Origin of the sequence: Nocardia sp. CA-290969 (genome assembly GCF_050936135.1) — a bacterium.
Lineage (GTDB): Bacteria > Actinomycetota > Actinomycetes > Mycobacteriales > Mycobacteriaceae > Nocardia.
Genome location: NZ_JBNJNJ010000001.1, coordinates 7,378,021 through 7,400,418, shown reverse-complemented (window position 1 = coordinate 7,400,418; position 22,398 = coordinate 7,378,021). Strand labels below are relative to the sequence as shown.

19 protein-coding genes are annotated in these 22,398 nt (G+C 68.5%); 9 read left to right on the top strand and 10 right to left on the bottom strand.

The annotated features are described in order from the left end of the window. The first annotated feature begins 165 nt into the window (after nucleotides 1-165). Genes ACQEVO_RS34040 through ACQEVO_RS34030 form a run of 3 tightly spaced genes read left to right on the top strand, consistent with a single transcriptional unit; the run spans nucleotide 166 to nucleotide 3,274 of the window. Nucleotides 166-1,488, top strand: coding sequence for an ABC transporter substrate-binding protein (locus ACQEVO_RS34040; RefSeq protein WP_432921174.1), 1,323 nt, complete (start codon nucleotides 166-168; stop codon nucleotides 1,486-1,488). Beyond that, nucleotides 1,485-2,438, top strand: a complete 954-nt coding sequence (locus ACQEVO_RS34035; RefSeq protein ID WP_432921171.1) for a carbohydrate ABC transporter permease — start codon at nucleotides 1,485-1,487, stop codon at nucleotides 2,436-2,438. The genes ACQEVO_RS34040 and ACQEVO_RS34035 overlap by 4 nt, the downstream gene beginning before the upstream one ends. Next, complete coding sequence (locus ACQEVO_RS34030) at nucleotides 2,438-3,274, top strand: carbohydrate ABC transporter permease (RefSeq protein ID WP_432921168.1); 837 nt, start codon at nucleotides 2,438-2,440, stop codon at nucleotides 3,272-3,274. The genes ACQEVO_RS34035 and ACQEVO_RS34030 overlap by 1 nt, the downstream gene beginning before the upstream one ends. Before the next feature lie 596 nt (nucleotides 3,275-3,870). Here the strand turns inward: ACQEVO_RS34030 and mftG are convergent. The 4 genes from mftG to mftA all read right to left on the bottom strand — a co-directional run bounded on the left by mftG (nucleotide 3,871) and on the right by mftA (nucleotide 8,554). After that, nucleotides 3,871-5,325: a mycofactocin dehydrogenase MftG gene (gene mftG, locus ACQEVO_RS34025; RefSeq protein WP_432921165.1), complete on the bottom strand. Its 1,455-nt coding sequence runs from the start codon at nucleotides 5,323-5,325 to the stop codon at nucleotides 3,871-3,873. 12 nt (nucleotides 5,326-5,337) lie between these two features. After that, a complete protein-coding gene (gene mftF, locus ACQEVO_RS34020; protein ID WP_432921161.1) occupies nucleotides 5,338-6,738 on the bottom strand; it encodes a mycofactocin biosynthesis glycosyltransferase MftF in 1,401 nt (466 codons plus the stop codon). Nucleotides 6,739-6,932: 194 nt separating this feature from the next. Then, entirely contained in the window at nucleotides 6,933-8,438 is a 1,506-nt protein-coding gene (gene mftC / locus ACQEVO_RS34015; RefSeq protein WP_432921158.1) for a mycofactocin radical SAM maturase, read from the bottom strand. Nucleotides 8,439-8,455: 17 nt separating this feature from the next. Further along, nucleotides 8,456-8,554 (bottom strand): mycofactocin precursor MftA, encoded by a 99-nt coding sequence (mftA, locus tag ACQEVO_RS34010; protein WP_432278729.1) that lies wholly within the window; start codon nucleotides 8,552-8,554, stop codon nucleotides 8,456-8,458. A 327-nt stretch (nucleotides 8,555-8,881) separates the two neighbouring features. On the opposite strand from mftA, the gene mftR2 reads away from it, so the two are divergent. After that, on the top strand, nucleotides 8,882-9,532 hold the full coding sequence (mftR2, locus tag ACQEVO_RS34005) for a mycofactocin system transcriptional regulator MftR2 (protein ID WP_432923325.1): 651 nt from the start codon (nucleotides 8,882-8,884) through the stop codon (nucleotides 9,530-9,532). A 67-nt stretch (nucleotides 9,533-9,599) separates the two neighbouring features. After that, on the top strand, nucleotides 9,600-10,655 hold the full coding sequence (locus tag ACQEVO_RS34000; protein ID WP_432921155.1) for a 2Fe-2S iron-sulfur cluster-binding protein: 1,056 nt from the start codon (nucleotides 9,600-9,602) through the stop codon (nucleotides 10,653-10,655). A 270-nt stretch (nucleotides 10,656-10,925) separates the two neighbouring features. Here ACQEVO_RS34000 and ACQEVO_RS33995 read toward each other — a convergent pair whose 3' ends face one another. Both ACQEVO_RS33995 and ACQEVO_RS33990 read right to left on the bottom strand, forming a co-directional pair. Further along, complete coding sequence (locus ACQEVO_RS33995) at nucleotides 10,926-11,684, bottom strand: glutamate racemase (protein ID WP_432921152.1); 759 nt, start codon at nucleotides 11,682-11,684, stop codon at nucleotides 10,926-10,928. A gap of 10 nt (nucleotides 11,685-11,694) precedes the next feature. Beyond that, the gene (locus ACQEVO_RS33990) at nucleotides 11,695-12,894 is read right to left on the bottom strand and encodes an NAD(P)/FAD-dependent oxidoreductase (protein WP_432921149.1); all 1,200 of its coding nucleotides are present in this window, start codon (nucleotides 12,892-12,894) and stop codon (nucleotides 11,695-11,697) included. A gap of 214 nt (nucleotides 12,895-13,108) precedes the next feature. Here ACQEVO_RS33990 and ACQEVO_RS33985 point away from each other — a divergent pair, with 214 nt between their 5' ends. Continuing rightward, the gene (locus ACQEVO_RS33985; protein ID WP_280396971.1) at nucleotides 13,109-13,465 is read left to right on the top strand and encodes an SPW repeat protein; all 357 of its coding nucleotides are present in this window, start codon (nucleotides 13,109-13,111) and stop codon (nucleotides 13,463-13,465) included. A 351-nt stretch (nucleotides 13,466-13,816) separates the two neighbouring features. Beyond that, on the top strand, nucleotides 13,817-15,817 hold the full coding sequence (locus ACQEVO_RS33980; protein ID WP_432921146.1) for a hypothetical protein: 2,001 nt from the start codon (nucleotides 13,817-13,819) through the stop codon (nucleotides 15,815-15,817). 70 nt (nucleotides 15,818-15,887) lie between these two features. On the opposite strand, the gene ACQEVO_RS33975 is transcribed toward ACQEVO_RS33980, so the two are convergent. Further along, nucleotides 15,888-16,889: a GlxA family transcriptional regulator gene (locus ACQEVO_RS33975; RefSeq protein ID WP_432921143.1), complete on the bottom strand. Its 1,002-nt coding sequence runs from the start codon at nucleotides 16,887-16,889 to the stop codon at nucleotides 15,888-15,890. 51 nt (nucleotides 16,890-16,940) lie between these two features. Here ACQEVO_RS33975 and ACQEVO_RS33970 point away from each other — a divergent pair, with 51 nt between their 5' ends. Beyond that, nucleotides 16,941-18,338: an MFS transporter gene (locus ACQEVO_RS33970; protein WP_432923322.1), complete on the top strand. Its 1,398-nt coding sequence runs from the start codon at nucleotides 16,941-16,943 to the stop codon at nucleotides 18,336-18,338. Here ACQEVO_RS33970 and fusA read toward each other — a convergent pair. Together fusA and ACQEVO_RS33960 are read right to left on the bottom strand one after the other, a co-directional pair. Then, a complete protein-coding gene (gene fusA, locus ACQEVO_RS33965) occupies nucleotides 18,287-20,371 on the bottom strand; it encodes an elongation factor G (RefSeq protein ID WP_432921141.1) in 2,085 nt (694 codons plus the stop codon). The two genes, ACQEVO_RS33970 and fusA, sit on opposite strands and share 52 nt — an antisense overlap. A 261-nt stretch (nucleotides 20,372-20,632) precedes the next feature. After that, on the bottom strand, nucleotides 20,633-21,211 hold the full coding sequence (locus tag ACQEVO_RS33960) for a TetR/AcrR family transcriptional regulator (protein WP_432921138.1): 579 nt from the start codon (nucleotides 21,209-21,211) through the stop codon (nucleotides 20,633-20,635). A gap of 85 nt (nucleotides 21,212-21,296) precedes the next feature. Between ACQEVO_RS33960 and ACQEVO_RS33955 the strand changes: the two genes are divergently transcribed. Further along, nucleotides 21,297-22,178: an SDR family oxidoreductase gene (locus ACQEVO_RS33955; protein ID WP_432923319.1), complete on the top strand. Its 882-nt coding sequence runs from the start codon at nucleotides 21,297-21,299 to the stop codon at nucleotides 22,176-22,178. A 96-nt stretch (nucleotides 22,179-22,274) separates the two neighbouring features. On the opposite strand, the gene ACQEVO_RS33950 is transcribed toward ACQEVO_RS33955, so the two are convergent. Next, on the bottom strand, nucleotides 22,275-22,397 hold the full coding sequence (locus ACQEVO_RS33950) for a hypothetical protein (RefSeq protein WP_432921135.1): 123 nt from the start codon (nucleotides 22,395-22,397) through the stop codon (nucleotides 22,275-22,277). Nucleotide 22,398: the final 1 nt, after the last annotated feature.

The window sequence follows — 22,398 nt, the reverse complement described above, 5'->3', positions numbered from 1 at the left end:
GTCGCTCGACGCATTCCGCGGTGCGGCGTTGGACAATCTGTGGCGTACCCGGGTGGCGCTAGCTGCGATAACCGGGTGGCCGGAACGTTCTGTACGAGATCCACGAATCACTGATCGAACGATTCTGCGCCCGCGGGCGCGGCGCAGGGACGAGGTGATGCGGCTTTGGCGGAGCGGCGACCGCTGCTGGGCCGGCGAGAGCTGCTGCGCGGTGCCGGGGGCCTCGGCGCGGCGCTGCTGATTCCGGCGCCGACCGGATGCGGCGGCGGCGATGACGCGCTGACGTTCTTCTTCCAGGCCGATCCCGACGAAACCGATGGGCGGCAGCGGGTGATCGACGAGTTCGCGCGGCGATATCCGGAGATCCGGGTGCGCATCGTCTTGTCCGGACCCGACCCGATGCAGCAGATGCTGACCTTCTGCGCAGGCGGGAAATGCCCGGATGTACTGATGGCGTGGGAACAGACCTATGCCGGTCTCGCCGACCGGGGCGTACTGCTGGACCTGAACACCATGCTCGACCGCGACCCGGTATTCGCGGCCGAGCTGAGAGCCGGGAGCAGCGCTGCGCTCTACGACACGTTCAGCTTCGAAGGTGGGCAGTACGCACTGCCGGAGCAGTGGTCGGGGAATTTCCTTTTCTACAACAGGAAACTGTTCGACGAGGCGGGAGTGCGGGCGCCCGCACAGTGGGGGGATTCGTGGAGTTTCGCCGAATTTCTCGATATTGCACGACAGTTCACCGAACGAGATCGAGCGGGCAAGGTGGTGCGGTGGGGTTTCGCCGACACCTGGGTTCCGTATTATTCGGCCGGTCTGTTCGCCCTGAACAACGGCGCCGAATGGGCGACCCCGCGTACCGTGCCCACCCATTCCGCCTTCGCCGACGCGGCTTTCCTCGAGGGCGTCCAGTTCTACGCCGACCTCGCCAACAGATACGGTGTGGCGCCGACCCCGGCGGATCAGCAGTCCATCTCGTCGATGGACCTGTTCGCGCAGGGTAGAGCCGCGCTCGCCCTGGGCGGGCACTGGCGATACCGCACTTTCACCGAGGCGCCGGATCTGGATTTCGATGTCACGGCGCTACCGCATGGACCGGAAATCGCTGCGGCACGATCGAATATCGGGACCACGGGGCTTGCGATCGCTGCCGCCAGTCCACGGAAAGAACAAGCGTGGGAATTCGTGAAGTTCGCCTGCGGGCCGATCGGACAGGCCGTGATCGCCGGGTCCGGTCTCTTCGTCCCGGTGGTGAAATCGGCTGTCGAGTCCGACGGGTTCGCCGCGGCGCATACGAATATCGGGAATTTGGATATCCTGCGCGACGGCCCGGCGAATTCCGCGCCCCTCCCGGTTACCGCGGAATGGGCGCGCATCGATGCGCTGATGGACCGGTATCTGGGCCCGGTACTCCGCGGCACCGAGCCCGCGACCGCACTGAAGAACCGACTCGCTCCCGAGGCCGATGAGGTGCTGCGCAACCAATGATCGCCACCGAGAAATTCGTCGCCGAGGAAATTCCCGCTCCGGCGCCTGCCGGCAGACCACCACGCCCGGAACTGGCGCGCAGGCAGGCGCGGGCCGCTCGGCTCTTCATCGCCCCGAACCTCCTGGCAGTGGCGGTATTCCTACTCTTCCCGGTGGGGTTCTCGCTCTACCTGAGTTTCCAGGAATGGGATCTGTTCGGTCCCATACGGTTCACCGGACTACAGAATTTCCGGCGGTTGCTCACCGCCGACCCGCTCTTCGTCATCGCGCTGCGGAACACGGTCGTTTTCACGCTCGGCACAGTATTGCCGACCGTCGCTGTCGGGCTCGTCGTCGCCGGGGCGCTGAATCGGCGAATCAAGGGGATCAGCGTTTTCCGCGCCGTCATGTTCCTGCCGCTGGCGGTGTCCAGCGTGGTGATGGCGGTGATCTGGCGTTTCGTCTTCGATACCAACAACGGGCTGCTGAACACCATGCTCGGCTGGGCCGGTATCGGACCCGTACCCTGGTTGGTCGACCCGGGGTGGGCGATGGTCTCGGTATGCCTGGTCAGCACGTGGAAGAGCGTCCCGTTCGCCACGGTCGTGCTGCTCGCGGCGATGCAGGGGGTGCCGGAGGACCTGTACGACGCGGCGAAGATCGACGGGGCCGGCGCACTGCGACGGTTCTTCTCGGTCACCGTGCCGATGATCCGGGGTGCCCTGTCCTTCGTTCTCCTGATCTCGATCATCAACGCGGTACAGGCCTTCGACCAGATCTATGTGCTCACCGGCGGCCACGGCGGCCCGGAAACCGGGACCTACGTCTTCGGCATCATGATCTTCCAGAACGCCTTCGCATTCGGTGACGCGGGCTATGCGTCCGCGGTCGCCTGGCTGATCTTCGTGGTGCTGCTGGCGCTGACCGTGGCGCAACTGTGGTTCACCCGCAAGAATCCGGCGGAGGACTGATGGCCTCCACCCGCACGCGCGGTATCGTCCGCGCCGCCGCGCTCTACTTCGCGCTGATCGCGATGGCCTGGTGCGCTGTGCTGCCGATTCTGTGGGCGCTGTCGGGTTCGCTGAAGGAACAGTCCGAGGTCACCACTGCGGCCCTACTGCCGCAGGACCCGCAATGGTCGAACTACGGCGCCGTTTTCCAGATGATGCCGTTCGGGAGGATGTTCGGCAATACGATCGTCTACGCCGCCTGCGTCACGGCCGGCCAGGTGTTCTTCTGTTCACTGGCCGGGTACGCGTTCGCCCGGTTGCGCTTCCCCGGCCGGGACGTGCTGTTCGTGGCCTATCTGGCCACGCTCATGGTGCCGCTCACGGTCACCGTGGTGCCGCAGTTCGTCCTCATCCGGAGTCTCGGGTGGACGGATACGCCCTGGGCCCTGATCGTGCCGGGCCTGTTCGGCAACGCCTTCGGGACGTATCTGATGCGGCAGTTCTTCCGCACACTGCCCGCCGAACTGGAGGAAGCGGCCGTACTCGACGGCTGCTCGCCGTGGCAGATCTACTGGCGGGTGCTGCTGCCCAACGCGAAACCGGCGGTGCTGGTGCTGGCGGTGCTGACCTGGGTGAACGTATGGAACGATTTCCTGTGGCCGCTGGTGATGATTCAGCGGCGGGAAATTTCCACCGTCACCCTGGGGCTGGTGTGGATGCAGGGCCAGTACGTCTCCGACTGGCCGGTGCTGATGGCGGCGTCCATGCTGATCCTGCTGCCGCTGCTGCTCGTCTACGGCCTCGCGCAGAAGGCGTTCGTCCGGGGAATCAGCCTGTCCGGATTCGGCGGCCGGTAGCCGCGGGCCGGGCAACGATGCTGGTCGCGGGGAGTTCGCTGGGACCTTCCGCACCGGCGCCGTACCTTCCCCGGTGTTCGGCGCCGGGTGCGGAGTCCCGGGGGCCGGATCGCGTTGCCGCGGCGGGCCTCCCGAGGGTCCAGAGTACTTGCTCGGCGGCGGATAATCGGGGAGATCGGGCCGGGGTGTCGAAAATGGGGATGCAATATTGCACGGCGCCACTTGGTATTTCGCCGGCCCGCCCGGGTGAGCTGTATCCCCGACCGATACAGCTCACCTACCACACCGGTTGTCCCGGCGCAGACCGAGGAGATGCATCGCGAACGGCCGGCGAGCACCTGTGGGCGGGCGGTTCGCGACCGGTGCGCGAGGTCGCCCGGATCGCCGGATCCGGGCGGTCCGCGTCGCCGACCGGCGTACCGCACCGGTGGAAGGTACCGTAGCCCGGCGGGTCGCGCCAGCCGGCGCAACAGCCCCGCGGCGTATGCCCGAGGGGGTGGCCGGCACCGGTTAGCGCGACAGTAGCCGGTCCGTGTACCCAATAGCCGGGATCTATGGTGAAACCGGCTGTGGCTCTGCGGCTTCGAGAGAACGACTCAGCGCAGATCCGACGTGGCCCGCTCGGCGAGCAGCACCACCGTCGCCTGCGGACCGCGGCTCAGCGGAATCGGAACCACCGAGAGATCGACCACCGACAGCCCGTCCACGCCGTGCACGCGGCACCGCTCGTCGACCACGGCGCGGGGATCGTCGGAGCGACCCATCCGGCAGGTCCCCGCCAGATGCTGCGAAGACCCGAGGCGTTCGTAGAGCCAGTGGTCGGAGATCGCACCTTCGCCGGACCACTGCGCCGACATCACCTCGAGGATCTTGCCCGCCAGCCCCACCGCCGCACGCAGCCGGGACCGATCCGCAGCCGTCGCGAGATAACCCTGCTCGATCATCGGCGGTACGAACGGATCGGGGCTGGTCAGCCGGAGCCGGCCGGCGCTGGTCGGGCGCATGAGGGTCACCCCCATACGGTGCACGTCCGGAGCGAAGGCCACCGTATAGGGCCGGATCTCGATATCGTCGAATTCCAGGACGTATTCCAGGGGTACGACACCGCCCGCGGGCGCCGGGTGCCGGTACTCGATACCGATCTCCGGATGATCGGTGGCCCACTGGCCGACCGGTGCCGCGGCGACCACCGGTATCCCCAGTTCCGCCAGCTCGTCGGCGGGACCGATCCCGGAGCGCAGGAGCAGCGCGGCCGATTCGACGGCGCCCGCGCACAGCACCACGCGGTCGGCGTGGATCGTCTCGAGCTTCCCGCCGGAGATACAGTCCGCGCCGGCCACCCGGGTGCCCTCGAACCGGAGGCGGATCACCAGAGTGTCGCCGCGCACGACCAGATTCGGGCGCGGCAGCGCGGGCAGCAGATAGGAATGCGCGGGCCCGATCCGCCGGTGCCGCCCCGAACTGTCCGCCGGGCCGATCGTGCACGGCACCGGCCCGACACCGGTATCCGGGCCGCCGGGCATCGCATTCCAGTCGGGGACCTCCCCGAAGCCGAGGTCCAGGCAGGTGGCCGCGAATTCCTCGGCCAGCCGGCTGGGCCGGGTGATCCGGCGGACGGGGACCGGCCCCGACCTGCCGTGCCCCGCGTGATCGCCGTAGTCCTCGTCGTTCTCCAGGGACCGGAGATACGGCAGTACCTCCTCGAAATCCCAGGTCCGCGTACCCACCTCGCGGCTCCAGGCCGCGAAATCCCGCGGCGCGGCGCGGACGAAATAGCAGCCGTTGACCGAACCCGAGCCGCCGGTGCCACGGCCGCGCACGATCTGCCCGGGTATTTCCGGCGTGAGCGCAACGGGATACCGCCACAGCCAGGGCGCCCCGGCGTCTGTGGGCAACGCCGAGCTGTAGGTGAGTTCGGGCGGGAAATCGGCCGTCGAACGCCGATGGCTACCGGCCTCCACAACATGCACCGTATGCCCGGGATCCTCACTCAGCCGCGCGGCCAGAACCGAACCGGCGGTTCCCGCACCGATGATCAGCGTGTCCACCATGGCACGGCCCCGCTACCGCGGCGGGGCGGTGGGTCGTAATGCCGCCGGGCTACCGGCCCGCCACGCGCCCAGCCACAGGCCGGTGCCGTACCCGATATCGTCGATGCGCCGGAACACGATATAGCGCAGCGGATCGAGACCGCCCGGCTCCCGGTGGGTGTACCAGTCGACCGCTCCCTCCGCGAGTGCCAGGGTGAGTGCCGTCGACCGGATCCGGCGGGAGAACACCATCGCCGCCAGCGTGATCGGCCAATAGTGCCGGAACAGCGCCGAGGACAGCCGCCACAACCCGGCGAAGAACCCCCGGGCCACGTAGATCGCCGCCACCCCGGTCGGGTTGTCCACCCCGGCGAACGCGATCCGCAACCGGCGCAGCGGCACCAGCAGCGTCAGGACCGCGGCCAGCAGCCCCCAGCGGGTGCGGGTGGCCAGGAACAGCGCCGATAGCGCCGTCCACTTGGGTATCTGCAGCGGCGAAACCTTCCCGGCATGCCGCCGGCTCAGCGGTGCGGCTCCCGTGCCGTAGAACAATTTGCGCCGGAACCATTCCCGGAACGAAACGCGATGATCGTGCGCCACGTGCGCGGCCGGCTCGTAGCGCAGCCGCCAGCCGGCGTGTTCCAGCCGCCAGCACAGGTCCACATCCTCGGCGACCTGCATATCTTCGTCGAATCCGCCCTCTTCCTCGAGGACCGTGCGGCGCGCGAGCAGCGCCGCGCTCGGCACATAGGAGACCATGCCGCCGGATTGCACCGCGGATTCGCGCCGGCCCAGATCCAGGGAGGAGCGGGCGTGTTCGTAGCGGGCCAGGGTGGTGGACTCCGGATCGAGCGCGACGATGCGCGGGGCCACCAGCGCCACCTGCGGATCGCTGAAATGCCCCAGCATCACCTCGAGCCAGCCGCTGCGCGGCACCACATCGGAATCCAGGAAGGCCACGAATTCGGTCGTGGCGGCACGCAGGCCGGTGTTGCGCGCGGCCGCCGGGCCACGTCGCCGCTCGTGGCGCAGAACCTTCACCTGGCACCGGCGGCCGTGGTCGTCGGCCACGTGTACCGGTTCGTCGGAACCGTCGTCGACCACGATCACCGTGCGCCCGCCGAGAGTCGCCAGCAGACGGTTCAGCCCGTCGGGGTTGTTGTGCAGCGGCACGATGACCGTGACATCCTCCGGCGACGGCAACAATTGCGGCCTGGGGTTGGCCACACCGGAATCCAGTAGCCGTCTGGCAACCACCGCCGATTGCGGGCTGTTCACCTCCAGGTAGCCGTCGCCGATCATCTCGGCGGCCTCCGGAGCAAGGCGTAGCAAACGAGCGGGTGAGCCCCCGATCAGGATGCGTCCCCCCGAGTATGCGCGTACCCGTGGGTCGATCCGCACCCCGAATCCGTCGGGCAGGCGATCATGGCGCATTCCACGGATGGTAACTGCCGTTTCGTTACAAGACATCAGCAGTCCGGGAAAAAGTGTTTCGTTCGGGAGAAATTTGCCGGACGACGGTGGACACCGTCATGAAGTAGGTCACCGCGACAGTAGCGCGGGTATGACGACCCGCCCCGAGCAACGATCCGGCTATCGCCGCCCGGGGCAGTGTCGGCCAACCTGTTTCACACGAGCGGACTCTCGTCACACGCACGCGCCGGACGCTTCGCCGGCGGCAGCAACGTGAGCGGAACGGGTCCGCCCGAACGCGACCGCCGCGGGGTGCTCTTGCGCGAATGGTCGACCGCCGGGCGCGGGATGATGCGCCCGGTGTCGGCCAGCGCCGCTTCCCCGTAACCCTGAACGCATTCCGGGTCGGGGCCGTCGGCGGGCAGTCCGGTGAAGAACTTCGCCGCCATACAGCCGCCGCGGCAGGAGTCGTAGTGCGCGCATTTGGTGCACGCACCGCCACCACTGGGTTCGCGCAGTTCGTTGAACAGCTCCGAGTCCTGCCACACCGTGGCGAAACCGCCGTCGGTGACGACATTTCCGGCGTGGAACCGTTCGTGGATCGCGAACGGGCAGGCGTAGACGTCGCCCAGTGGATCCACCAGGCAGACCACCCGGCCCGCCCCGCACATGTTCAGGCCCGGCAGGGCTTGGCCGTATGCGGAGAGGTGGAAGAACGAATCCCCGGTGAGCACACCCTCGCCGTTGCGGACGAGCCAGTCGTAGAGGGTGCGCTGCTGTTCCGGCAGCGGATGCAGTTCGTCCCAGACGTCCGCACCGCGACCCGACGGCCGGAGCCGGGTGAGCCGCAGCGTGGCGCCGTACCGATCGGCGATCTCCTTGAACTGGTCGAGCTGGTCGATGTTGTGCCGCGTCGCCACCACCGACAGTTTCGCGTCCTGGAAACCCGCGTTCGCCAGGTTCTCCAGCGCGCGAATCGCCGTATCGTAGGACCCCGGACCGCGCACCGCGTCGTTCACCTCGGCGTCGGCGCCGTCCAGCGAGATCTGGACGTCCACATAGTCGCTGGCGGCCAGCCGCTGCGCGACCTCCGGCGTGATCCGCACACCGTTGGTGGAGAACTTGACTCCCACCTGGTGGGCGGTCGCGTAATCCACGAGTTCCCAGAAATCCGGGCGCACCGTGGGTTCACCGCCGCCGATGTTCACGTAGAACACCTGCATCCGCTGGAACTCGTCGATCAGCGCCTTGCACTGTTCGGTGGTGAGCTCGTTGGGATCCCGCCGCCCGGAGGACGACAGGCAGTGCACGCACGAGAGGTTGCACGCGTAGGTCAGTTCCCAGGTCAGGCAGATCGGTGCCGCCAGCCCGGATTCGAACCGATCCACCAGCCGGACCGCCGGATCGGCAGGGCCGACCCCGGTGAACGGCGCGGGCTCGCTGAGCTCGGCCGTTTCCGGGGCCGGCTGGATCATGTCCGATTCCGCCAGATCCGCGAGCGCTTTCAGATACGGATCGGCGGCCTCGTCCCCGATTCCGGCGGCCCGGATGGCCGCGCGAGCCGAGGTGTGCCCGGGCAGGGAGCGCACGATCTCGACGATCCGCGGGTTCTTGAGGAAGGACAGTTTGCGAGTCCCGAAGTGATACAGCAGCGCACCGAACGGTTCCGGGCGCAATGCCACTCGGGGATGCAACTGCCAGCGGGTTTCCAGATCGAGCATCTCCGGCTCCCGCCCGATCAGTAGACGCCGCACATACCGTCGATGGAGACCTCTTCGATCAGGGTTTCCTCGACGACAGGAGCATCCTCGCTCGCGCGGCCTTCGACTGTGCCGATCGGTCCGCGGTGATCGGTTTCTGCCGGTCCGAAGGAACGGTTGTCCGCCATGGCTACCTCCACTGATTGGCGCCTGCGCCGGCCGGGGGCTGCCACGACGACTCCGCACGGCACCGCATCGGGTACCGCCGGTGAGCCGTGGCACAGTGCCGGCGCTGCGGTCGCCGGATGCGACCGCAGTCACACCATAACGTCATCCACTGACAAAATGGAACCGTTTTCACGTAATGTGGACGCTCACGCATAAACGCGACCTCTAGACTGCGGGGGCAAAAGCAGCTGAACAGAACGTGACGGGCGGATGCCGCCCAGCATGTAGAGGTGGCAATGGGAGTCGTGCGGATGCAGACGAGTGGGGGCGGGGGTGGCAACGGCAGTACCCTCTCGGAGACCGAGATCGTCGAGGCGGCATTGCGGGTTGTGCGCGCCGACGGAGTGGAGAAGCTGTCCATGCGACGGCTCTCGCGTGAGCTCGGGGTCTCCCCCATGGCGCCCTACTATTACGTCGCCGACAAGCGAGAACTACTCGACCTGGTCGCGACGGCCGCCCTCGCCGGGGTCCGCAAACCGCCCCCGGATTCGGGACCGTGGCAGGACCGGCTGGTCGATCTCCTCGCCCAGATCGACGAACGCCTGCGGCGCCATCCCGGCCTCGGCGACGTGCTCATCGAGCAGATGCTCGGTAAACAGCTCGATCTGATCGCGGCGATCATGGAGATCCTGTACGAGGCGGGTTTCGACGACCGCAATGTGCTGGCCGGTTACGCGACCATCCACACCTACCTGTTCGGCCGCCGCCGGGTGAATCCACGCAACCTCGACACCCCGCCCGATGTGGTGATGCCGGAGCGAGTTGCCCGCGCAATGGAATACCTGCCGGATCTGCGCGGTAAGTACTCCTACGATTTCGGGGTCGGTGTACTGGTCGCCGGACTCGAGGGGCAGCTCACTCGCCAACAGGCGGCCGACATACGCTAAAATTGAAACACGTTCTAGTTTTGCCGTAGGCTGGAGGCCGTCGGCTACCAGGTGTCGAGAGGACGAGATGACCACCGTCGAAGTGCCCCATGGCTCACGATCCGTCGTATTGCGGGTCGCCCAGGTCATCGCGGAAACCACCGACGCGAGCTCGCTGGTCTTCGAGGTCCCGGAGCAGGCCCGGGAGAAGTTCGCCTACCGGCCCGGCCAGTTCCTCACCCTGCGCATTCCCAGCGACCGCACGGGATCGGTGGCGCGCTGCTATTCCCTGGCCAGCTCACCGTTCACCGACGATCTGCCCAAGGTCACGGTGAAGCGGACCAAGGACGGATACGGGTCCAACTGGCTCTGCGACAACATCAAACCCGGCGACGAACTCGAGGTGCTACCGCCCTCCGGCGTATTCACGCCCAAAGACCTCGACGACGACCTGCTGCTGTGCGCGGCCGGTAGCGGCATCACCCCGGTGATGTCGATCCTCAAATCCGCGCTCGACCGCGGCACCGGCCGGATCGTGCTGTTCTACGCCAACCGCGACCCCGAATCGGTGATCTTCGCCGCGGAACTGCGCGAGCTGGCGGAGAAGAACCCGCAGCGGCTGGTCGTGATCCACTGGCTGGAAACGGTCCAGGGCCTGCCGACGGTCGCCGCGCTGGCCGAACTGTTCCGGCCCTACACCGCCTACGCCGCCTTCATGTGCGGGCCGAAGCCGTTCATGGACGGTGTCCACGACGCTCTCGGCCAGCTCGGCGTCCCGCGTAACCGGACACACGCCGAAATCTTCAACTCCCTCGCCGGCGACCCCTTCGCCGCCACCGCGCCCGCCGAGGTCTCCGACGAGGAGGCCGCGGACGCCGCCACCGTCGAGGTGGAACTGGACGGCGAAGTGCACAATCTGCGCTGGCCGCGCAAACAGACCCTGGTCGACATCATGCTGGACAAGGGCATCGACGTCCCGTACTCCTGCCAGGAAGGCGAATGCGGATCCTGCGCCTGCACGGTGCTGGAGGGCAAGGTCGACATGGAGAACGCCGAAATCCTCGACCCCGAGGACATCGAAAGCGGTTATATCCTGGGGTGCCAGGCAAGGCCGGTCACCGACCACTTGCGCATCCAGTTCTGAGGTTCGGAGACGCTCCGTCGCTTCGAGGCCGGCACCCTGGGTCTGCGCTCATAGGTGAACCGGCCGGGAAGGGGGCGGGCTGTGTTTTTGGAGACGCTCCGCGTCTCGAGGGCGGGGCCCTATCAACCCCTGCACTCCTCCGCTCCTCCGCTTCGCTCCCCCGCTCCGTCGCTCCAGACCATGGGCGGGCCCCGCCCATGGAACCATCCGGGGATGTAGGCGCTTGTGCGTGCTGATCGGAGTGTGGATACCGGCGGCCACTCGTCCCCGTCAGCTTGCGCCGAGGAGGCGGCCGGGTTCGTAGGCGGCGGCGCCGGGGGGGAGTTCGCCGGGTTTGCCGCTGAGGTAGACGGTGACTGTGCCGTTGCCGCTATCCGGGTCGCCCAGCTCGTCCATTCGGCGGACCGTTTGCGCGGCGACGGCCTGGGCGCTGTCGAACAGCCGGATGCCGTCGGGGAGGGCGGCGACGATCGTGTCCACTACGAGCGGATAGTGGGTGCAGCCCAGCACCACACCCTCCACGTCAGCGGGGGTGCGGGCGGCCGCGTCGGCGACCGAGGCACGTACCGCGGCCATATCGCCACGGTCGACCGCTTCCGCGAGGCCGTGGCAGGCGACACCCGTGACCGTGGCTTCGCCGCCGAAGCGGGCGATCAGATCGGCCTGGTAGGGGCTCGCGGTGGTTGCCGCGGTCGCCCAGACCGCGACCGAGCGGCATACCGCGGCCGCCGGTTTGATCGCGGGCACGGTGCCCACCACGGGCACCTGCGGACCCAGATCCGCACGGACATGTTCGAGCGCGGTCACGCTCGCGGTGTTGCACGGCAGTACCACGACTTCCGCGCCCAGGTCACGGGCGGTGCGGGCGGCCGAGACCACCCGATCGATCACCCACTCCTGGGGTTTCGGGCCCCACGGTGCGCCGTCGGGGTCCAGCTGCAGCAGGAGATCCACATCGGGGCGCAGCTTGCGCAGCCACGCCGCGGTCGGCAGCAGCCCGAAACCCGAATCGATGAGCGCGACGATCACACCGAACAGGTTATTGAGTCGCGCCGAGCAGTTCCTCCACGGGGGCGGCCGCGGCGATCTTGGCCCGCATCTTCATCACCTGACCGGTCATCCCGGCACCCACCACACCGGCCAGCCGGCCTTCGCGAATGTAGTAGGCGAGGAACTTGCGGCCGTCGTCGGCGAGGACGCGGATCTCGTCGGAGGCCCGCGGGGTGCCCAGCGCCTGGATCTTGAGGTCGTATTGGTCGCTCCAGAAGTACGGCACCTGCGGCACGCTGGGGGCCTCGACGCCCAGCAGCGCGCAGGTCAGCAGCTTCGCCTGTTCGCCCGCATTGGTCCAGTGCTCGATCCGGCGATGCTCGCCGGTCGGCGTCCGCCAGGCCGCGACATCGCCCACCGCCCAGACGCCGGGTGCGCTGGTACGACCCGCCTCGTCGGCGAACACCCCACCACCGGCCGCGGGTTCGGCCAGTTCGATCCCGGAATCGGCCAGCCAATCGGTGACCGGGCGGGATCCGATCCCCGCGACCACCAGCTGCGCCGGCACCTCCGAACCGTCGGCGAGCCGCGCGCCGCGCACCCGGCCGTCCGGATCGGCGAGCAAGGTGTCCACCCCGATACCGCAGCGCAGATCCACCCCCTCCGCGCGATGCAGGCGGGCTACCAGCTCGCCGACCTCGGCACCGAGTACCCCGGCCAGCGGAGCCGGTTGCGGCTCCACCAGCACCACGGACAGACCTTCGGCCCGCAGACTGGCCGCGAGTTCACAGCCGATGAACCCGGCACCGATGATCAGCGCCTGTTGCGCGCTGCGCGCGCCCTCGCGGATCGCGACGGCGTCGTCATGGCTGCGCAGCACATGGACACCCGGGATGTCCTCGGCGCCGGGCAGCCGGCGCGGGGTCAGCCCGGTGGCGATCACGAGATGTTCGTATTCCACGGCCGAACCGTCGGCCAGCAGCACCTTCCTGGCCGCGGTGTCCACGCCGGCGGCCGCGGTGTTCAGCCGGAGATCGATCTCCTTCTCGGCGTAGAACTCCTCGGGGCGCAGCGGAGTCGATTCGATTTCGCCACGCACGAACTGCTTCGACAGCGGCGGACGATCGTAGGGTGCGTGCGGCTCGTCGCCGAGCACCACCAGTTCCCCGGTGTACCCGGCGCGGCGCAGTTCCTCGGCGGTGCGCAGCCCGGCCAGGCCGGCACCGGCTATCACGATCGGCGCGGACATACCGAACTCCCTCCCGCGGCCCGCATGCGCCGCGCCTGAAACAGGTTGTAGAAAGCCCACCCTAACTTGCGGGGGCCGTGCGGTGGAAGCGTCACCTTTCGCATCGTTTCGCCGCGCAATCGTGTCCGTTGCGATATCGACCACCGGGCCGGATAAGGGCTATACCGAGGTCAGGCCCTGTCTACGGACCTGTTTCGAGTCTCAGGAGGCCATTATGTTCACCGAAAGCCGGACCCAGGACTTCCTGGCCGTGGTGCTCGGCGCATTCACCGCCCTCTCACCGATCTGGGTCGATACCAACGCCCGGGCCGCGTGGACGATGATCGTGCTCGGCGTGCTCATCGCACTCACCGGGCTCGCCCAGATGTATCGGCCGGCGATGGCGTCCACGGATTACGCCATGGGTCTGTTCGGCGCGCTGCTGTTCCTCGCGCCTTGGGTCATGGACTACACCGCCTACAACGGCGCCTCGTGGACGTCGTGGGTCGTCGGCATCGTCACCGTGGTCCTCGCGGTCGCGGCGCTGCCGGCGGTCGCGGGACGAATGCACCGGGCGGCACCGCACCACTGACCGCCCGCCGGCCTGCCCGCCGGAAAAGTCCGGTGGGCCGGTACGGCTGTGCACCGGCTCAGCGCTGTTCGCCCGGGGCGCATTTGCGCCATCGGCACCACCGCGAATTCCGGTCGCGCCGAAGGACCCTGCCCGCCCGGCCGCGCATCGCGAGCCCGATCCGCGCCGGTGCCCGGGCATCTCGCCGTCCGAGCACGTCAGCGCGGCGTGTCCGGAAACCGACGGTGCGCGGGACCCGTTCACAACGCACCCGGCGGCGCTGTAATCCAGATCACCCCGAATCCCGCGCACCGGTGCCGATGCGCTTTGCGCACTAGAACGAAGCCCACCCCGGTGGGTAAGAATGAGCGCATGGATGCCGAAAATGCCAGCCTCGGAGACGAACGCCGCGCCCGCCGGGAGGAATACGGGCACGGGCAGGGCAACTCCGAGTCGAGGGGCTTCGCCGGCTTCGGATCGAACGGATTCGAAGCGGCGGAGGGGTCGAACGGCGCCACGAACCGGCCCGAGTCCGTCCCGGACCGCGGTTACACGTGGACCCCCGCACCACTGTCCAGCTCACAGACCGGCCAGCAGAACACCGGCGGTTCAGCGGCTCTCGACCCGTTCGCCGCCTGGAACACCTCGGGTGTCATCGGTGACGCGGTCCAGACGTTGAACCCCGCCGAGCACGAATCGAATTCCCGTTTCACCACACCCCCGGCGGACGGACCGCCGTATGTTCCCGACGACGGACCCGAAACAGCCGCCCTGCACACCCGCTCGGCCGACCCGGCCGGATCCGGTCGCGCCGATTCCACGTCGTTCCCCCGCATTTCCCAGCCCGGTGCTCCGTCGTCCGCGTATTCGTCCTCGCCGCGGATACCGGCACCCGGGGCGTACCGGTCGGATACGGCACCGTCGGGCGAGCTGACGGTGCCGTCCGGTGACCCGGGGCAGTTGTCCGGCGCCGAGACGACCCAGCTGCCGTCCGCCGATACCGGTTCGCTGCCCAGCTGGCTCAGTTCGATCGGCGAGGAGCCGGTGCCGCAGTCTCTCGAAAGCGGTGGCCGGCGCCGCAAGGTCGAGCTCACCGAACCGGTCGAATCCGACGACCAGTTCAATCCGTTCGAAGACCAGCACACCGCCGGCGAGCCCGCCGCGGCCGATACTCCATACGAGTTGCCGGCTGCCGACGGTGATCCCTACCGATTGCCGGACGCCGACGAGGCCACCGCGACCCCCGAACCGGCACCCGCCCTGCCCAGTCGCGCCTCCCACGCGCAGGCGCCCGCACCGGCGAGCGCCGGCGGCGATTCCGCCGCACCCGCGCTCCCCGCCCGCCGCCTGCCGCGCTCCGCTGCCCGCCACGCTCCCGCCCCCGACGAGGAAACCGCCACCCCCGGTACCGGCGAGACACCGGCGGCCCACAGCATCGCGGAACCGGGCTCATCGGGCGCACTCTCCGGTCCGGCGGCTGCCGGCGATCCGGAAACCGGCCCGTCCCGCGAATCGCAGATCCCGCGCCGATTGCCGCGATCCGCGTCGCGATACACGCCCGACAGCGAACGAGCCGAAGAGCGAGAAACGGATTCCGCCGCGATCCGGGCCGTTGGGCCGGTGGGCGAGACCGACCGGACGGCTACCTCACGTCCGGAAGCGGAGGCGCCACAGCGCCTCGCCCCACCGGAAGAGAAAACCCCGATACTGGACCGCCTGCTGGATCCCGAACCGGCGCACAGCAGCGAGTCGGGTGACGATTCCGAGCCGGCACCGGTGGCCGAATTACTCACCCGCATCCTGGAATCCGAACAGGATGCCCCCTCCCGGCATGCCGAATCGAGCGACCCGGAGCCCGCCGAGGCGGCATCCGACACCCCCGCCGCCCCGCGTCACGGGGCCGGTTCGCCGCTCACCCTGGTGCCCGACGAAGACAGCGCCTCCGCACCGGATGCGCTGACCGGCGACGATTCCCGCCCGCCGCTGGAAACCCGCCGGTCGCGGCGCGCCCGCGAAGCCGCCGAAACCACCCCGGCCCCAGCGGCCGACCGCCCGGAACCGGCGCCTGAACTCGCCCCCGTGCTGTCGGCTTCCCGGGCCGGCTCCGCACCGGCGGACACATCCCGGCACAGCCGCAGCGAGGAAGGCGCCGATATCGACATCCACCTCATCATGCGTTTGCTCACCGCAAGCGATGATCTCGAAATCCTCGCCGGCCAGGCCGAAGCGGGCGAGGTCTCGGCGGCCGAGGTGGCCCGCGCCGCCCGGGAAGCCCGCTCGGCGGTCCTCTCGGCGGTAACCGCCTGGTACGGCGGCCCCGCCCAAATGGTGAAGTTCGCCAACGCCCTCCTCCAGGCCGCCCGCGAATCCTGAACCGGCGCGGGCGGCGAACAGCTCGCGCGGAGTTCGCCGAAAACCTGCCGGCACCTCGGAAACCCGCGAGTCAGGCGCCGGCGAAGGTCTTGCGGTAGGCGGACGGTGACATTCCGAGCCCACGCCGCATGTGGTGGCGCAGATTGTCCGGGGTACCGAGCCCGGACAGTTCGGCCACCGCTTCGATCGGGAGATCCGCGGATTCGAGGAGTTCACGCGCCCGATCGATCCGGCGATCGCGCAGCCAGACGCCGGGTGAGAGTCCTGTCTCCGCCCGGAATCGGCGGCTGAAGGTGCGCGAGCTCATCTGCGCATGCGCCGCCAGCACCGCCACACCGATCGGTTCACTCAGGTGATCCAGCGCCCAGGCGCGTGTGGGTGCGGTGCTGCGCTCGTCGTGGTCGGGAACGTGATGCTCGATGAACTGCGCCTGCCCGCCTTCGCGCCAAGGCGGCACCACACAATGCCGAGCAACACGATTCGCGACAGCGGCGCCGTGGTCGCGCCGGACGAGATACAGGCACAGGTCGATACCGGCGGCCAGGCCCGCCGAGCTCAGCAGGTTGCCCTCGTCGACGAACAGCACGGTCTCGTCCAGTTCCACCGCCGGGAACAGCCGGCGGAACTCGGCCGCGTAACGCCAGTGGGTGGTCGCACGGTGCCCGTCGAACAACCCCGCCGCGGCGAGTACGAAGGCTCCCGTGCAGATGGAGACGATCCGCGAACCGGCGGGCACCTTTTCCAGTGCGGCGGCCACCTCGGCGGTGAGTTCGCCGCCGATACGCGCCGTCGGATATTTCGTCCCCGGCACGATGACCGTATCGGCGGCGGCGAGCGCATCGATGCCGGCCTCGGCGACTATCGAGTATCCGGAAGTCGACCGGACCGGCCCCGGCCGGAGCGCGCAGGTCACCACGTCGTAGAGCGGGTTGCCCGTCTCGTCGGCGGCTTGGCCGAAGACCAGCGGCGGGATGGTCGCGTCGAATCCGACCACCGGCTCCAGGAGCAGGACCGCCACCCGATGCCGGCGCGGCGCGGACCGTGTTTCCCGACTGGCACGATTTTCATGCATATTGTCGATTCTGCCACTGGCTCGGCAACTCCCTGTCCCGGATGCTTGGTGATCGTGAGGACTGAGAGCTCTGGCGTCGCCACCCGCTCAAGCGGTGCGCGACTGCATTTCGCCTGGATCGTCGCCGGCGTGAGTTTCGTGGCCATCCTGGGCGCCGCGGGATTCCGCGCTGTCCCGAGCGTTTTCATGAACCCGCTGCACACCGAATTCGGCTGGTCGCATGCGACCGTCGGCGCCGCGATGTCGGTGAACATGGTGCTGTTCGGCGTCACCGCGCCGTTCGCCGCCGCGCTGATGGACCGGTTCGGCGTCCGGCCCGTACTCGCCGGGGCCCTGGTGCTGATCGCGAGCGGAACCGGTGTGAGCCTCTTCATGACCGCCTCCTGGCAGCTGACCCTGCTGTGGGGAGTCCTGGTCGGCCTGGGCACCGGCTCGATCTCGATGGGTTTCGTGGCCACCGTCTCGACCCGCTGGTTCGTCGCCCGCCGCGGACTGGTCACCGGCGTACTGACCGCCGCGAGCGCGACCGGCCAGCTCGTCTTCCTGCCAGTCGTCGCCGGCGTCACCGATCGCTTCGGCTGGCGCTGGGCCTCACTGATCGTCACCTTCGCGGCGCTCGCGGTTATCCCCTTGGTCCTGTTGTTCATCCGCGACCGGCCGAGCGATATCGGCACCGTGCCCTATGGCGGCGCCCCCGGTTCCGGCGACGACGCGCTACCCAACGGCAGCTTCGCCGCGGCCGCGGGCGGACTGCTCCAGGGCCTGCGGGTGCGGGCTTTCTGGCTGCTCGCCGGCAGTTTCGCGATCTGCGGTATGACCACCAACGGCCTGATCGGTACCCACTTCATCCCGGCCGCGCACGATCACGGCATGCCGACGACCGTGGCCGCCTCGCTACTGGCAACCGTGGGTATCTTCGATGTGCTCGGTACGGTTTTCTCCGGCTGGCTGACCGACCGCGTGGACGCCCGGGTGCTGCTGGTGATCTACTACCTCGGCCGCGGCGTTTCCCTGCTCGCCCTCCCGGCACTGCTGTCCCCCGAAGCCGCACCCGGCATGTGGGTTTTCATCATCTTCTACGGCCTCGACTGGGTCGCCACCGTACCCCCGACGATCGCCATCTGCCGGCACTGGTTCGGCGCCGCCACCCCGATCGTGTTCGGCTGGGTCTTCGCCGCCCACCAACTCGGCGCCGCGATAGCCGCCTTCGGCGCCGGCTACGTCCGCGACGCCGACGGTTCCTACGACCTCGCCTTCTACGTCGCCGCCGGCCTGTGCGTGGTCGCCGCACTCTTGTGCGCCACTGTCCGGTTCCTACCGGCGGCGAAAACGCTGCCGGACGGTTCGCCACACGGCCGGGACGGTAGCGCCGTCACAGACGGCGCTACCGTACTCGATCAGCCGATACCCGGCCCTCGATATGTCACCGAGGCCGGAACCGGTTCATAGCCGTCGAAGACCATGGCGAAACTCGCCCGCCCCTTCGTCTTCGACCGCAGCGCGCCGATATAGCCGAACGTCTCCGCCAGCGGGACCAGCGCTTCGACCACCGTCGACCCGCCCCGTTCGGCGGTCGAACGAATCCGGCCCCGCCGCGAGTTCAGGTCGGCCAGAACCGCGCCGAGGTAACCGCCGGGTGTGCTGATCTCGGCTCGCATCAGCGGTTCCAGCAGTACCGGACCCGCCTGCGCCACTGCCTGACGGACCGCGTCGGCGGCCGCGATACGGAAGGCGAGCTCCGAGGAGTCCCGGCTGTGGGCGGCACCGTCGAGCAGCACCACCCGTACGCCCTGCACCGGGTACCCGGCCAGCGCGCCGCAGTCGAGCGCGTCCTGGGCGCCGGCGTCGACAGCCGGCAGGTACTCCTTCGGCACCCGGCCACCGACAACCCGGGATTCGAATTCGTAGGTCACCTCCGCGTCCGCCACCAGTGGTTCCACCGCCAGCACCACCTTGGCGTACTGCCCCGACCCGCCGTTCTGCTTCCGGTGGGTGTGTTCCACCCGGAAACCGCGCGTGATGGTCTCGCGGTAGGCGACATGTGGTTCGCCCAGTGCCACCGCGACCCCGAACTCGGTCCGCAATCGCTGCGCCACCACCTCGAGGTGCAACTCACCCATACCGCCGAGCACGGTTTGACCGGTCTCCGGATCCTTCCGCACGGTGAGGCTGGGATCCTCCGCGGCCAGTGCCTGCACCGCGGTACTCAACCGCTGCTGGTCCTGCCGGGTCGCCGGCTCCACCGCCACCGATACGACGGGTTCGGGAAAAGCCATCGACTCCAGCACGATCGGGTTGCCGGGATCGCACAGGGTGTCACCGGTGGTGGTGTCCTTCAGTCCGATCACCGCGCAGATATCGCCGGCTCCGGCGCGGTCCAGCGACTGCTCGGTACCGGCGTGCATCCGGAACAGTTTGGTCACCCGCTCCTTTCTCCCATTGATCGAATTCAGCACCACCCCACCTGGTTCGAGGCAGCCGGAATACACCCGGACGTAAGTCAGCCGGCCGAAGAACGGGTGCGCGGATACCTTGAAGGCCAAGGCGGCCAGCGGCTCGCCGTTGTCGGCGTACCGCCGGACCGTTTGCCCGCTGTGGTCGGGCGACCATCCGGTCACGCCCGCGGTATCCGCCGGCGACGGCAGATAGTCGACCACGGCATCCAGCAGCGGTTGCACCCCGATATTCCCGAGCGCGGAACCGCACAGCACAGGACAGCATTCCCCGCGCAGCGTCAGTTTCCGCACCGCGTCCTTGATCTCGCGCACGGTGAACGCCTCCCCGGCAACGAATTTCTCCAGCAGGAACTCGTCGGACTCGGCGACGGTTTCCAGAAGTTCCCGCCGATACCGGGCGGCGATATCCGTCAGTCCCTCAGGGATATCCGTTTCGACGTATGTCGCACCGTGCGTATCGGGATCGCTCCAGATCACCGCCCGCATCCCGACGAGATCCACCACACCCGTGAATCCGCCCTCGCTGCCGATCGGCAGTTGCAGTACCGGTGCCCGCACCCCGAGACGTTCGCCGATACTGCGCACGGCGGCCTCGAAATCGGCGCCCACCTTGTCCATTTTGTTGACGAAGCAGATCCGTGGCACGCCGTACCGGTCGGCCTGCCGCCATACCTGCTCCGACTGCGGTTCCACGCCTTCTTTTGCGTCGAATACCGCTATCGCACCGTCCAGTACTCGCAGCGACCGCTCCACTTCGACGGTGAAATCGACATGGCCCGGCGTATCCAGAATCGTGATGCGGTGCTCGTTCCAGGTGCAGGTGGTGGCCGCTGCGGAAATGGTGATACCGCGTTCCCGTTCCTGCGCTGTCGAATCCATCACCGCGCTGCCGTCGTGCACTTCGCCGAGCCTGTGGGTGATACCGGTGTAGAAAAGTATTCGCTCGGTGACGGTGGTCTTACCGGCGTCGATATGTGCCATGATCCCGATATTCCGGGTGCGGGCCGGTTCGTCGCGTTTTCGCATGGTTTTCCCTATTGATCAATGGGTTTCGCCGACAGGGCGACACTCGCCATCGATGCGTTCCGCGTCCGGCACGAGCGTCAGGCGGCAGGCCTGCGCTCTCCCACGCCACCTACCGCCGCTGCGGATACTCCGGAACCATGCCGGTATGTCTACCTGCCGACCGAGCCACCGTCGACCGATTTTCCGCGTTGCACCGAAACAGCCGCTCGCCCGGAGACGTCGGCACCATCCTGTGCGGGGTTCCCATGCCCCGGGGCGCGGTCAGCCCAGCGATGCGCTCGCCACGCGCAACTCGTCCAAGGCCCTCAGGATGTATCCGGCGACCCCCTCCTCCGCATCATGGTCTCCCTCGGACCATTCCGCGTATCCCCGCTTGAAAGCGAGGACCCCGAGCTCACTGGCGAGCGCCGCGGTCGGGTCGGGTACACCACGGGCGACCAGGGCGGTGGTCATGGCGGCCGCGAGCCCGACGCTCTTGAGCGCATCACGCTCCTGCAACTCCGCGCTGGCAGCGACGGCCGCCTTCAGCCGGGGGGCGAGTTCACGGCTCTCGGGGCCCATCGCGGTCGAGGCGCGGGTAAGACCGGCGGCGACCGCTTCGAGCGGAGTGGCGTCAGCGGGCGCCTCGGCGATTCCCTCGGTCAACAGGCGGCTCAGCGTTTCCTGCCCGGCTACCAGCAGCTCACGCTTATCGGGGAAGTGCCGGAAAAAGGTGCTTTTGGTGACCCCGGCCCGCTCGGCGATCTGCGCGACCGTCGTCGCGTCGTACCCCTGCTCGATGAACAGATCGACGGCCGCCACGACAAGCCGTTCCCGCGCTCCCGGTTCCCATCGAGCCATGGGCCCATACTAGGTGACGGCACCATTGTCCCGTCACCGTGTAGAGTGATGGGACAAAGGTCCCATCACTCCTCGGGAGATGTCCATGCACGTATTCGTCACCGGTGGCACCGGCTTGATCGGCTCCGCCGTCGTCGCCGAACTGCTCACCAACGGTCACACCGTCCTCGCACTCACCCGCTCCGCCGCCTCGGCGCAAGCCGTCGAAAAGGCCGGCGCCGAACCGCTGCGGGGCACCCTCGCCGATCTGGACACCCTGCGCACCGGCGCCGCCCGGGCCGACGGGGTGATCCACCTGGCCTTCAGCAACGATTTCAGCAGCCCCGGCACCCTCGCGGCGGGGGTCGCCGAGGAAAGCGCCGCCCTCGCAACCCTCGGTGAAGAACTCGCCGGCACCGATCGCCCCTTCGTCACGGTCTCGGGTACGCCCCGGGTGCCGGACCGCCCCTCCACCGAGGCCGACCCGCTGTCGACCGACGGCCCCGTCGGCGGCCGTAGCCGGTCGGTCGCAGCAGTCCTGGACCTGGCGTCGCGCGGGGTCCGCAGCTCGGCCGTCCGCCTGCCCCGCACCGTGCACAATCAAGGCGACGGCGGCTTCGCCGGCATGCTGACCCGTATCGCCCGCCGCACCGGCGTCTCCGGCTACCCGGGCGACGGCACCCAACGCTGGCCGGCCGTCCACGCCCTCGACGCCGCCGTCCTCTTCCGCCTCGCCCTCGAACACGCCGAACCCGGCACCGCCTGGCACGCCGTTGCCGACGAGGGCGACCCGGTCCGCGATATCGCCGCGGTCATCGGCCGCCGTCTGGGTGTCCCCGTCGAAGCGGTCCCGGCGGAAACCTACGGCCCTCTCGGCCCCGTCTTCGCCACCGACCAACCGTCCTCGAGCACCCACACCCAGCAGACCCTCGGCTGGAAACCCCAGCACCCCGGCCTTCTACAGGACCTGGAGAAGATCCAGCCCTGACCAGCGAGCGGTAGGCACCCGACGGAATCGGATCGATCACCCCGGCCGGTGGGTACGCGTTGGCGTCGCCGGGGTTCAGCCACCTGAACGTGACGATCATCCGTCCCGGAGCGTGCTGCCGGCGACGGTGACGAATGCCTCGCCGATCCTCGGTAGCTGTGCTCCCGTACTCGAAGTGGTGAACACCATCTCGGCGGCACCGATGATTTTCGGATGCATC

Bases quoted from the DNA above. Each gene is read 5' to 3' on its own strand.
- ACQEVO_RS34035 (WP_432921171.1), top strand. From the start codon at position 1,485: ATGATCGCCACCGAGAAATTCGTCGCCGAGGAAATTCCCGCTCCGGCG.
- ACQEVO_RS34030 (WP_432921168.1), top strand. From the start codon at position 2,438: ATGGCCTCCACCCGCACGCGCGGTATCGTCCGCGCCGCCGCGCTCTAC.
- mftG (WP_432921165.1), bottom strand. From the start codon at position 5,325: ATGGTGGACACGCTGATCATCGGTGCGGGAACCGCCGGTTCGGTTCTG.
- mftF (WP_432921161.1), bottom strand. From the start codon at position 6,738: ATGCGCCATGATCGCCTGCCCGACGGATTCGGGGTGCGGATCGACCCA.
- mftC (WP_432921158.1), bottom strand. From the start codon at position 8,438: ATGCTCGATCTGGAAACCCGCTGGCAGTTGCATCCCCGAGTGGCATTG.
- mftR2 (WP_432923325.1), top strand. From the start codon at position 8,882: ATGGGAGTCGTGCGGATGCAGACGAGTGGGGGCGGGGGTGGCAACGGC.
- ACQEVO_RS34000 (WP_432921155.1), top strand. From the start codon at position 9,600: ATGACCACCGTCGAAGTGCCCCATGGCTCACGATCCGTCGTATTGCGG.
- ACQEVO_RS33990 (WP_432921149.1), bottom strand. From the start codon at position 12,894: ATGTCCGCGCCGATCGTGATAGCCGGTGCCGGCCTGGCCGGGCTGCGC.
- ACQEVO_RS33985 (WP_280396971.1), top strand. From the start codon at position 13,109: ATGTTCACCGAAAGCCGGACCCAGGACTTCCTGGCCGTGGTGCTCGGC.
- ACQEVO_RS33980 (WP_432921146.1), top strand. From the start codon at position 13,817: ATGGATGCCGAAAATGCCAGCCTCGGAGACGAACGCCGCGCCCGCCGG.
- ACQEVO_RS33975 (WP_432921143.1), bottom strand. From the start codon at position 16,889: ATGCATGAAAATCGTGCCAGTCGGGAAACACGGTCCGCGCCGCGCCGG.
- fusA (WP_432921141.1), bottom strand. From the start codon at position 20,371: ATGCGAAAACGCGACGAACCGGCCCGCACCCGGAATATCGGGATCATG.
- ACQEVO_RS33960 (WP_432921138.1), bottom strand. From the start codon at position 21,211: ATGGCTCGATGGGAACCGGGAGCGCGGGAACGGCTTGTCGTGGCGGCC.
- ACQEVO_RS33955 (WP_432923319.1), top strand. From the start codon at position 21,297: ATGCACGTATTCGTCACCGGTGGCACCGGCTTGATCGGCTCCGCCGTC.
- ACQEVO_RS33950 (WP_432921135.1), bottom strand. From the start codon at position 22,397: ATGCATCCGAAAATCATCGGTGCCGCCGAGATGGTGTTCACCACTTCG.